This window comes from Algoriphagus sp. NF (assembly GCF_028823735.1).
Classification (GTDB): Bacteria; Bacteroidota; Bacteroidia; order Cytophagales; family Cyclobacteriaceae; genus Algoriphagus; species Algoriphagus marincola.
In genome coordinates, this window is record NZ_JAPEIB010000015.1 from 88,929 (window position 1) to 100,321 (window position 11,393).

The window sequence follows — 11,393 nt, forward strand, 5'->3', positions numbered from 1 at the left end:
AAATGGTAAAAACAAAATTACTATTTTTTAGCCTAACTCCATTTTGTAATGGAGAATATTACATTCCTCGAATTGATCACCTACTTTTTTGAAACCAAACTTGGCATAGAGAGGAACAGCTTCCAGTTGAGCATGTAGGTAGCGCTTTTTGTCTGCAGCGTCCGGATGAACCATAATATCTCTTAGAACGGCTAAGACCAAAGCTTGCCCTACACCTTTTCCTCTGGCATCTTTTCGAACAGCAAAGCGCTCCAGTTTGATGCCATAGGGGGTAAACCTCCATCTAGCAGTTCCTACAGCCTTTCCTCCTAATGACGCGAGAAAATGGGTAGATGTTTCTTCAAATTCATCATATTCATCAGCAGCGTCCACTTTTTGCTCCACCACGAATACTTCCTCCCGAATTTTGAAAATGATATCCCTTCCGGCTTTACCGGTCACTTTTTCTACTAGCAGGCTCATTTCTTGAATTTTCCTTTTCGATTTGATGCTTATCGTATGCTTCGATTATAGCTTTGACAAGTTTATGTCGGATCACATCTTTTCCGCTCAAATTGACTATTCCAATACCTTTAACACCATCTAGGATACGAAGTGCTTCCCGAAGACCGGATTTTTGCCTAATTGGTAAATCCACTTGAGTCTGATCCCCCGTGATAATCACCTTGGAATTGGGCCCCATTCGAGTCAAAAACATTTTAATCTGCTCAGAAGTGGTATTCTGCGCCTCATCCAAAAGCACAAAGGCATCATGAAGCGTCCGGCCTCGCATATATGCAAGGGGAGCGATTTCGATCACGCGGGTCTCTTGATAATACTTAAGCTTCTCCGGTGGAACCATGTCCTGAAGCGCATCATAAATGGGTCGCAGGTAAGGATCGAGTTTTTCTTGCAAATCCCCTGGTAAGAAACCAAGATTTTCACCAGCTTCTACTGCAGGACGGGTAATGATTATACGTTTGACTTCACGGTTCTTCAATGCTCTCACAGCGAGCGCCACAGCAATGTATGTTTTCCCGGTACCTGCCGGTCCCAAAGCGAAGACCAAATCATTTTTGAAAGAGGCCTCCACAAGTTTGCGCTGATTGGGGGATTTGGGCTTGATGACCAAGCCTTTATTCCCAAATACAATGACCTGATCCCTGCTTGACTGCTCGAAAGGGATCCCTTCCATATCGAGATAGTCCTTCACCTTGTCAGGACTGAGGTGTCCGAATCGCTCCACGTGCTCCAAAAGAAGGTTGATCAGATTATTAATGCGTAGGATTTCAGGAGCACCGCCTTGAATTCGGATTTCGTTGCCCCGAGAGATGATTTTGCTTTGTGGAAATGCCTGCGCCACCTGACGGATGTTTTCATTTGCTTGCCCTAAAAATTCTGCAAGGGGCACATTTTCCAGCGTGATTACTTTTTCTACCAAATTTTTTAATCAGTTAAATATTCTTGAAGGGGCTGAGATATTATTCTATTTTTGTCTCAAAGCCCTCTCAACAAAAGTACATAATTTTAATTGACTTGCTTCTATGGCCTTGGTGACATTCATCTCAGATTTTGGAGATCAGGATCATTACGTACCTGCTGTGAAAGCCAAAATGTTGGCGATCAATCCGCAATTGAATATCATTGACTTATCTCATCATATCAAGTCATTTGATCTGGAGCAAGCTGCTTTCATTTTAAAGGCATCATTTAGAGATTTTCCGAAAGGAACAGTGCACTTGGTAGCGGTCAATACTACCGGCGAAATGACTCAGGGATACATTGGTGCAAAACTGGAAGAGCATATTTTTATCGCTCCAAACAACGGCATTCTAAGCCTTCTGGCTGATAAAGAACCGGGGATTCTAGTCAAATTTGCAGATATCCACGTGCAGGAAAGTAGCTTCCCAGCAAAAGACATCCTAGCTCCGATCGCTGCCAAAGTAGCGTCGGGAGCTGCCATCCATGATTTTGGTGGGCCTTTAGATCAATTCAAAAAAGCCATGCCCCGCAATCCCAAGGCCACCCGAGAATTTATCACAGGGCATGTCATCCGAGTGGATCGCTATGGAAATGCTATCACAAATATCAGTAAAGAACTATTCGACAAATTGAACCCGGGTAATTTCACCATTGAAATCGGTAGAGAGAGGCTTGATCGCCTTCATACTGGATTTGGACAGGTGGACCTAGGTGACTGTTTCGCCTATTTCAATAGCCTAGGACTGCTAGAAATCGCAATCAATCACGGAGATGCTGGTTCCCTTCTTGGCTTGCGCTTTGAGTCTGTGATTACCATTTATTTCAATCCCTAACTCATGCTAATCCGAATTGTACGAATGACCTTTCAGGAAGAAAAGGTCGCTGCTTTTTTAGAAAACTTCGAATCCAATAAGAAAAAGATTCGCTCATTTCCCGGTTGTCGGCATCTTGAACTTTGGCAAGATGAAAATCAGAAAAATATTTTCATGACCTACAGTCATTGGGATAGTGAGAAAAGTCTGAATGAATACCGTGATTCTGAGCTTTTTAAATCAGTTTGGAGCTATACGAAGACCCTTTTTTCGGATAGACCTCAGGCCTTCAGCACAAAAAAGTTGGATGAAGTAGAAATCTAGGGTTGGAGAAAAATAAAATTGTATTCATATTTGCATCCCGTTTGGAAAGCAACGGGGAATATTGAAATGCCCAGGTGGCGGAATTGGTAGACCTGCCTTTGCCGGCAGGCAGGCGCGTTGGTCTTAAACACCAACATGCCTAAATTGAAATATTAGCTGCCCAGATGGCGGAATTGGTAGACGCGTTGGTCTCAAACACCAATGCCTTCGGGCGTGCCGGTTCGACTCCGGCTCTGGGTACACTGTTAAGCTCCTTCTGAAAAGAAGGGGCTTTTTTTGTTTTCAGGATCGCTGGAGGAGAAGTCTATCCCGATGCAGCGTAGCGGATATCGGGAACTCCGGACCTACCTTCGGTAGGCAGGCCTGGGTACAAAGGCTCTCAGAAATGTGGGCCTCTTTTGCTTAAATATCCGCTATCTATGGACTTTCAGATTACATACTTTTAAGTCAAAAATCATGTAATTTGAAAGTTAAACTTTCAAATTACATGATTTTCAAGCTTTTCACGAGTAAAGACCCTCGCCGTCTACCCCACAAAATAAGCCTCCAATTCCCGCATCATTTCTGATTTCTCACTGAGATCACGAATGATCTTCCCTTTCTCCAATAGCACGATCCGATCGCAGATTTCTGTCACATGATTCAGGTCGTGGGAAGAAATTAAAAAGGTCCGCTTAAACTCATCCTTTTCCTTTGAAATCAGTTTTTTCAGACGAATCTGTGAACTTGGATCGAGATTTTCGAAGGGCTCATCCAAGAACACGACCTCCGGATTTCCCAATAAAGCAGCTGCAATCCCAACCTTTTTCAAATTCCCTTTTGACAGGTCACGGATGTATTTCTTTTTTCCTCGAACTTCATCATTGAACAGCTCCGCAAACTTCTCGAGATGAACCTCCAAATCGGCTTCAGAGAGTCCGTGAATCTTTCGGAGCGTCTCGAAATACTCATCTGGAGTCAGGTAGGAAAGCAACATATGTTCATCCAAATAGGCTCCTGTGAATTTTTTCCACTCCTCGCCTTGATTGACTACATGCCCCTCTAGCAACACCTCTCCTGAGGTGGGTCTTACAAGGTCAAGCATAATTCGAAAAAGCGTAGTCTTGCCAGCACCATTATTGCCTACCAGTCCGAAGCACTCTCCTTTGGGGATTTCCAAAGATTCTACGTCAAGCACCACAGCCTCCTTGTATTGTTTCTTGAGATTCGTAACAGTTATCATAATTCTTGTCTAAATGAAGATGAGATTTCGTATTTATTTTGATAGACGCGTCGGATATTCAGCGCACTTAATTTTTTATAAAACAGGATGCCGAACAAGCCAAAAATTGCCAATGCCGCCAATCCTGCGAAGTCATTAATCAGCAAAGCAAATGGAAGGTATATCACATAAGGAAGGATCATCATGGGAATCACCATCAGCCATTGCGCGGCGCCAACTCCCTCATAATTAAACATGGCTCCCTTATTCAAATCCATCGGCTTGGGCTTCCAAAGCGCCAGATAAATAATGACATGAATCAAGACTCCGATATTGAACAAAAAGGTCGCGATATGAACCAGCAAAATCTGCCAACCAAAATAGACATAAGGGACCGAAGCAAGAAAGCAAATCACTGAAATAGAAATGAAAAGCAGGTATTTGCCACGTACCAATTGCTCAACACCATCCTTTCGGTTCAGGTAAAAATCAAAGCTCCCGGAATTCCAGCTGAGGAACAACTGACCATACTGAATCATAAATATCCCGGTGATAAAAACCCCAACAAATACGAATATGAAACTAATTCCCCCATCCTCTGAGGCATAAGCCGGATTGGTGTAGAAGATCAAACCATAGAGCAAAAAGAAAGCAGAAAGCATCAGATAGGTTCTACTCTTTTTGTGGCGGACGATCAACTTCCATTCTACATTGGCGAGCTCCCCTGCCAAACCAAATCGCGAAAGAAAACCAATCGATTGCCCTCGTACTTGAGAGTCATTGTCAGAAGAAAGGTCTTCTAGATAGGCATTATCCACATGATAGCGAAAGCATAGCCAATAACTCCCAACAAAAACCAAAGACAGAACTGCCAGTGGTAAAATTGAATTCACGGCCAGATCAAATATTGGTTGAGTCAATTCACCCAAATTATACCACCCCAAATAGGTAGAACCTCCACCTAAGACCAAAACCGCCATCACAATGATCAATCCAAGGGTGGAGTCCTCGAACCGCTGCTTAAACCAGAGCATAAACCAATGCAAAATCCAGCTTGTAAGCACCAAAGAACCTATCCATCCCAAAGCACCCATGCTACCAAATTCGGGAGCAATGCTTTGAATGCTAAATGGCAAAAAGATCAAAAGTGCAATAATATTCAGCGGAGAAATAAAAGAGCGGATCAGCAACAAATGCATGATTTTCCGCTTACCGACAGGAAGATGCAAGAGACTTTCCAAATCTACCACTGGTAAATTTTGAATAAAGTACCGGTAAAGAAACTCGGTCAAAAAGTAAAAGATCAGAAAGCTATTCAGAAAAGCAATAGGGTCCTGACCTTCGGCAAAATTCTCAATGATCCTTCCCAAGAAAAGACCGGCCAAGAGCAGATAGCTTAGCAGGAGCAGAATAATGAACCCCAAGAAAATATTGGTCATGAGGCTTTTGGCAAAAGCTGTGGACCTGACAGATTTCAGGTATTGCAGTCGAATTAATTCAAAAAACATAGGCAGTCAGATAAAGGGCTTTTGTTTATTTTGCTTGAAATTAAGGATTAAGCTTACATTTGATCGAGTTAAATACCAAAAAAATCGGATAAATGCAGGAATTAAACCAAGAGCTAGGATTTTTTGATGCTGTGGAAGCACGGAGGTCGGTGCGGATTTTTGATCAAGAAGGCTCATTTGACCATGACAAAGTCCAAAAGTGTCTGGAAGCTGCCATCCTTTCCCCCAATAGCTCCAACCTACAGTTATACCAGTTTATTCGAGTACCGGAATCCTCTCCACTTAAAGACCCGCTAGCCCAACTTTGCATGCGTCAAAAAGCAGCTACGACTGCGCGTGAATTGGTTGTGGTAATTACACGCAGGGATGTGTGGAAGTCTCGAGCCAAAGCAAACTATAATTTCATCCTCAACTCCAATCAGAATCAACCAGAGAAAAAGGTCAAGCAAGCAGGAAATTATTATAAAAACCTAATCCCTAAACTTTTTGGTAAATATCCCGGCTGGTCACTGATCAAAAAGCTGATCGCTTGGTGGGTGGGAATGCGAAGACCTATGGTCCGGGAAGTCGGAGAAACAGAGGTACGAATTTCCGTCCACAAAAGCGCTGCTTTGGCGGCCATGACTTTTATGCTGGGAATGAAAGCAGTAGGCTATGATACTTGCCCTATGGAAGGCTTTGATTCCAAGCGGGTGAAAAAGTTGCTGGACTTACCAACCGGCTCTGAAATCTGCATGATTATCGGATGTGGCAAAGGACTACCGGAAGGAATTTATGGACCTAGATTTCGAGTACCAAGCTCAGAGCTTATAGTCGTGAAATAAAACTAAAGGAGGATAATATGTATCAGTCCGAGCGGAGTCGAGGACTCTTCGACTCCACTCGAACTGACAAAGTTTAGCCTCGATTAAGGGTTCAACTTTCCTAAAATATCCTTTGCCTGATGCCACTGAAGCCTAGGACCGAATTGGCTGACGATCTGAGAACTCGCCATCGATGCCAGCTTTCCGCTTGATGCATAGCTGTGACCATTCGTGATCCCATACAAGAAGGCGCCTGCAAACATATCTCCTGCACCATTACTATCGATCGCATTGGTCTTGTACGGCTCAATATCTATGAATGTATCTCCATCGAAAATCATTGCTCCATTTTTACCCTGAGTAATCACAAAGTGCTTCGCCGCTTTCTTCATTTCTTCTCTCGCTTCCATCAGATTATCCTTGCCGGTGTAAAGCATGGCTTCTTCCTCATTTGCAAAAAGCAAATCCACACTTGGGCCGATTACATCGTCGAAGTTCTCTTTGAAATATTTGACCATTGCCGGGTCAGAGAAGGTCAAGGCAACCTTGGTTCCGGCTTCTTCTGCTACTTTTTTGGCATGTAGCATGGCTTCTTTTCCATTCGGAGAAGTCACTAGATATCCCTCTATGAATAAGTACTTGGAGTCACTAATCGCCGAGTCATGAATATCCTTTACAGAAAAGTTTTGGGTGATCCCCAAAAAGGTATTCATCGTACGCTCGGAGTCTTCGGTTACCATCACCAGACATTTTCCGGTGACCCCATTTTCCAATCTCTCCGGCACTAAGGCCACGTCGACTCCAGAATCATTCAGGTCTTTCAAATAAAAATGTCCTAATTCATCATCCGCCACTCGAAAACAGTAAAAAGACTTCCCTCCAAATTGACTTACTGCAACGATGGTATTGGCTGCTGATCCACCGGCTTGCTTCTTAGCTTCGGCAGTATTGATTACTCCCATCAGTGAGTTTTGTCGCTCTTCATCAACTAGCGTCATTAAGCCTTTTTCTACTCCATTGTTCGCAAAAAACTGATCAGTAACTTTGAACTCGATATCTACCAAGGCATTTCCTATGCCTGTTACGTCGTATTTTTTCATTTTTTAATAGTTGGAAAGTTGTAATGTGTAAAGGTTGTAAAGTTGGTTCACTTCATTATTCGAAATTCAGCATTCGATATTCGATATTATAACATCAAGCTCTAAGAAAATGGGCTGAAGCTCATTAAAACAGCGTATTTCGTAAATCGTACTTCATCAATCAAAAATCGGGTGTCTTTCAAATGGTTTTTCCCGATCAAACAAGTAGCGATAGGTATGATGAGTTTTGTAAATCTCTGCCAAAAGCTGCTCACAAACACGCATCATCTTGGGATTAAAATCCCCAATCCAGTTCATCTCGATAGTTTTGTAAGGAAACTTGGGACTGTTGCTCATTTTATCATAGCTGATGATCATGGCACTTTCTACGCCCTTGCTTTGATGCTCCGGTACCACCCCAAATACCAAACCGAGCATTTTATTGGGAGGTGAAAAGGTCTTATACCAGAGAAATTTCAACTTCCCAAGTAAGTCCATTTTCCCATTGACATGCTTAAAAATCTGATTGATCTCCGGAATTTGAATAAAGAATCCCACTGGTTCGCCTTTGTAAAATGCGAAGTAAATCAAACGAGGATCAATGATGGGTTTCATTTTCCCAAACATCAACTTGGCTTCCTTCAGCGCAATGGACTTCCCCATGTGACGCGCCCAAGCCTTATTGTAAACCGTCATAAAATATTCCGGGGCCTTCTCCTGAAGCTCTTTTCCTTTGATATATCGGAAAGAATAATCAGGATTGTCGATGACCGCATTAGCACGCTTGATCATTTTTGCATCAAATCCCACATCCTGAACCGGTCGCATGTAGGTAAACTGCTTGAAATACAGTTTGAACCCATAGTCTTCGAAAAACTTCTGATAGTAAGGGAAATTCCAAGGCATATTATAATTCGGCTCGGAAAATCCATCCACAAGTAGCCCCCACCATTTGTCCCGCTCTCCAAAGTTTATTGGCCCATCCATCGCTTCCATCCCTTCGCTTTTCAGCCAATCTTTTGCTACATCAAAAAGCATAAAAGCCGCCTCCTGACTATCAATGCACTCAAAGAAACCCACTCCGCCAGTCGGTTGCTTTTCCTTCATCTTTGGATTGATAAAGGCCGCAATTCGACCGATTGTCTGGCCTTTTTCGTCCTGAAGCAGCCAACGCTTCGCTTTAGCACCATTTCGAAAAAGCTTATTCGTCTCAGAATGAAAAAGCCCTTCGATATCTTTATCAAGGGGACGGATCCAGTTTTTCTCGTTTTTGTAAAGCCTAACAGCCATCTCGATAAACTCTTTCTGATGGGCAGGTGCGGTGACTTCGATCAGCTTCATTCGGGTGATTTTAGATCGGCTAAATTAGTGGATCGAGGGCAAAGGGCAAAAAGATGAGAGAAGTGAAAAATATCACGCTTCTGTAAAAGCAAAAGAACACAAGTTGGATACTTTACGCTCTATCTCAGTTTCCCCAAAACTACCTCCCGGTATCGCAAACCTATTGGTATCATTCCACTCCCAATTTTCACCTGATTCCCTTCAATAAATTCCACTTTGGAAATATTGATGAGGTAAGACTTATGGGTCCGCACGAAGAGCTCCGAGGGCAGCTCTGCCTCCAGCCTTTTCATGGTCGAAGTGATAATCAGCACCTGATTTATCAAGTGAACCTTCGCATAATCCCCAAAAGCTTCTAAATATAAGATATCATCAAAAGCGGCTCGATAAAGCTTCTTATCCACCTTCAGCATAATATGCTCCGGAGTCTCCTCAGATGTAGTTTTGAGTCGGTTCTTCACCTTTTGGATAGCCTGCAAAAAGCGGTCAAAAGCGATAGGCTTCATCAGGTAATCGACCGCATCCAATTCAAAACCCTCCAAAGCAAACTCAGGATATGCCGTCGTAAATATCACCAAGGGCTTTTCCTGAAGGGATTTGTAAAAATTGACACCTGAGAGCTTGGGCATATTGATATCTAAGAGCAGGAGGTCAACCGACTGTCTTTCAAGTCCGGAAATAGCCTCCAGGGCATCTTTATATTCAGCAGTTAGAATCAGGTCCGGATGATCCTCAATAAATTGTCTTAAAATATCCCGGCTTAAAGGTTCATCATCGATAATGGCGCACTTAATCATGATAAAGTCAATTTAACAAAAAACTCTTCCGCACTCTTTTTCACCAGTAGCTCATGCCTTTCTGGATAGATCAACTCCAGCCTTCTTTGGACATTTTCCAGGCCAATGCCTCCATACTTACCTCTTTCCATATCATCTACTTTCCCCAGATTATTCCTCACTTCAAAGACTATTTGAGTGCCTACGCTTAATGCGATTTGGACAAACCCAGCTTTGGTTTCCCCTTTCATGCCATGCTTGAAGGCATTTTCTACCAAAGGAAAGAAAAGCAAGGGCGCCACAATGGCAGAAGCTAATTCTCCTTTGACCAAAAAGTCAACCTGCGAATGATCGTCCAAACGAAGCTTTTGCAATTCGATGTAATTTTCCAGCATCTCCACCTCTTTGGAAAGAGGTACCTTTTCTTCGCTTACTTCATAGAGCATGTAGCGAAGGAGATTGGAAAGTTCCAAAACGGTCTCCGCTGTTTGCTCACTTTTTCCCAAAGCCTGGGAGTAAATACTATTCAGGCTATTGAACAGAAAATGAGGATTAATCTGGGTTTTCAGTGAATTCAACTCGAGGGAAAGATTCTCTTTTTCTACTTCTTGTAGCTTGTACCAAGACTTGGACAACTTGATCAAGGTTGTCAAAACGAGATAGATGACAAATATAAAAATCAAAATCTGCCACTCTGTAAATGAGACCATGTAGTAGTCCGAATCCATCAAGGGGAAAATCACCTCAAAGGTCAATTCGTGCACCGCATAACTGGCCAAAAGAAGCATGGGAATACTGGCAAAATAAAGGAGATACTTTTCCCTCTCAAGAAACCTCGGAATCAACACCCTCAAATTCACATAGACCAAAAACACCAAGGGGACGTGAAACAACAGAGAGTAAAAAAAGTCGATAAACTTGAAGAGGCTGGCTATGGAAAAATAGCTCCCGATGGCATATATGGATAGTACCCAAAAGGCTCCATGCTGAATCCATTTCTTATTCAAAATCGTTGGTATGCCCTTCATGAGTCTATCCTTTCGTAAATATCAGCGTCTTCAAATACTGTCTCATCTTCAGAATATCGCTCGAGAAACTTCTGAATTTCTTTAGGCTGTGCCGTAATCAAAACGGTCCCATCGACATTCTCATGTCTGAGCCGGATAAGATTGCTTTCAAAAAGGCGATTAAGCTTTTCCAGATCAAAGGGAGTCAAAACCAATTTCTGCCCAGTAAGACGAAGCTTCAAGAAGGTATGAACGGGTAAGACATTGGACCCAAAACCATCATCGGAATACTCAGCAAGAGGAAAAATGTCCAAAAAATAATCTTTCCCGATTTTGGCTATGTGACCGATATATTCAATCAACTTCCCATTGTCCATTACGCTGACTCGATAGCTTTCCTCAAAATTAGAATAAGCTGTTCCTTTGATGCTAGCGGAACGCTTGCTTACCTTGGAAACGGCTTCTACGGTATTTCCCAAAGCTTCAAAAGTTTTCCCCATTGCATCAAGTGCAATACCCACATCAGAACTTGGGGAATCAGTTTTGGCAATACTCTTTTTGGCTATTTCTTCATAAAACATCCGAATAGAATCCCGATTATAAGTCATTTTACCATTGACTTTCATTCCATCGGCCGCATTATAGCGAATTGTCATATCGCCGACGGTTACCGAATCGGTATATTCTTCTTGGGATTGATCTGTGGAAGAATCTGCCGAACTGACCACCAAATCCTCCTCTTCAGACATTCTGGTAAATTCAATGTAATCCCCATCTTCCTCAGGCAATTGCCAACGACCGACTAGCTCCGGGATAAAAACCAGTGTGTCTTCCGTGTAAATTGGAAAAAGGGAATAGACACAGGAATTGAGTAAAACCAGGAGAGCTCCTACTGCAAAATAAGCGCTGAATCTTTTCATGATAAATCGTTTGAGTTGGTTATGAACTCAAATTGTGACATAGCATGAAGATCCTAAAAAAATATCGATGAACTCATTAAAAATCCAGACAAACGCAAAAAAGTCCCTAGCTAACCTGCTTCCTCTCCGATTGTGATCGGAGTATGTTCTTTGGTTAAAAT

General features: G+C 42.6%; 12 protein-coding genes and 1 tRNA gene. 4 read left to right on the forward strand and 9 right to left on the reverse strand.

What is annotated here, in order from left to right; translation table 11 throughout:
* Positions 1 to 27 precede the first annotated feature (27 nt).
* Entirely contained in the window at positions 28 to 462 is a 435-nt protein-coding gene (locus OU792_RS09330; protein ID WP_274670015.1) for a GNAT family N-acetyltransferase, read from the reverse strand.
* Positions 431 to 1,420, reverse strand: coding sequence for a PhoH family protein (locus OU792_RS09335; RefSeq protein WP_026945262.1), 990 nt, complete (start codon positions 1,418 to 1,420; stop codon positions 431 to 433). The genes OU792_RS09330 and OU792_RS09335 overlap by 32 nt, the downstream gene beginning before the upstream one ends.
* 103 nt (positions 1,421 to 1,523) lie before the next feature.
* On the opposite strand from OU792_RS09335, the gene OU792_RS09340 reads away from it, so the two are divergent.
* The 3 genes from OU792_RS09340 (at position 1,524) to OU792_RS09350 (ending at position 2,837) form a co-directional block, all read left to right on the forward strand.
* Positions 1,524 to 2,294, forward strand: coding sequence for an SAM hydrolase/SAM-dependent halogenase family protein (locus tag OU792_RS09340; RefSeq protein ID WP_274670016.1), 771 nt, complete (start codon positions 1,524 to 1,526; stop codon positions 2,292 to 2,294).
* Between the two features lie 3 nt (positions 2,295 to 2,297).
* Positions 2,298 to 2,597 (forward strand): putative quinol monooxygenase, encoded by a 300-nt coding sequence (locus tag OU792_RS09345; protein ID WP_100628189.1) that lies wholly within the window; start codon positions 2,298 to 2,300, stop codon positions 2,595 to 2,597.
* Positions 2,598 to 2,755: 158 nt separating this feature from the next.
* Positions 2,756 to 2,837 (forward strand) — tRNA-Leu (locus OU792_RS09350).
* A 286-nt stretch (positions 2,838 to 3,123) separates the two neighbouring features.
* Here OU792_RS09350 and OU792_RS09355 read toward each other — a convergent pair.
* Together OU792_RS09355 and OU792_RS09360 are read right to left on the reverse strand one after the other, a co-directional pair.
* Positions 3,124 to 3,819 carry an ABC transporter ATP-binding protein gene (locus tag OU792_RS09355; RefSeq protein WP_222584671.1) on the reverse strand — a complete coding sequence of 232 codons (696 nt, stop codon included), beginning with the start codon at positions 3,817 to 3,819 and terminating at the stop codon, positions 3,124 to 3,126.
* Entirely contained in the window at positions 3,816 to 5,306 is a 1,491-nt protein-coding gene (locus OU792_RS09360; RefSeq protein ID WP_274670017.1) for a DUF5687 family protein, read from the reverse strand. The genes OU792_RS09355 and OU792_RS09360 overlap by 4 nt, the downstream gene beginning before the upstream one ends.
* A gap of 92 nt (positions 5,307 to 5,398) precedes the next feature.
* On the opposite strand from OU792_RS09360, the gene OU792_RS09365 reads away from it, so the two are divergent.
* Positions 5,399 to 6,130, forward strand: coding sequence for a nitroreductase family protein (locus OU792_RS09365; protein WP_134201568.1), 732 nt, complete (start codon positions 5,399 to 5,401; stop codon positions 6,128 to 6,130).
* Positions 6,131 to 6,213: 83 nt separating this feature from the next.
* On the opposite strand, the gene OU792_RS09370 is transcribed toward OU792_RS09365, so the two are convergent.
* The 5 genes from OU792_RS09370 to OU792_RS09390 all read right to left on the reverse strand — a co-directional run bounded on the left by OU792_RS09370 (position 6,214) and on the right by OU792_RS09390 (position 11,232).
* Positions 6,214 to 7,209, reverse strand: a complete 996-nt coding sequence (locus OU792_RS09370) for an adenosine kinase (protein ID WP_134201567.1) — start codon at positions 7,207 to 7,209, stop codon at positions 6,214 to 6,216.
* 156 nt (positions 7,210 to 7,365) lie between these two features.
* Entirely contained in the window at positions 7,366 to 8,529 is a 1,164-nt protein-coding gene (locus OU792_RS09375) for a hypothetical protein (RefSeq protein WP_274670018.1), read from the reverse strand.
* Between the two features lie 119 nt (positions 8,530 to 8,648).
* On the reverse strand, positions 8,649 to 9,326 hold the full coding sequence (locus OU792_RS09380) for a LytR/AlgR family response regulator transcription factor (protein WP_274670019.1): 678 nt from the start codon (positions 9,324 to 9,326) through the stop codon (positions 8,649 to 8,651).
* Positions 9,323 to 10,333 (reverse strand): sensor histidine kinase, encoded by a 1,011-nt coding sequence (locus tag OU792_RS09385; protein ID WP_274670020.1) that lies wholly within the window; start codon positions 10,331 to 10,333, stop codon positions 9,323 to 9,325. Before OU792_RS09385 ends, OU792_RS09380 begins: the two co-directional genes overlap by 4 nt.
* A complete protein-coding gene (locus OU792_RS09390) occupies positions 10,330 to 11,232 on the reverse strand; it encodes a hypothetical protein (protein WP_274670021.1) in 903 nt (300 codons plus the stop codon). Before OU792_RS09390 ends, OU792_RS09385 begins: the two co-directional genes overlap by 4 nt.
* Between the last annotated feature and the right edge of the window lie 161 nt (positions 11,233 to 11,393).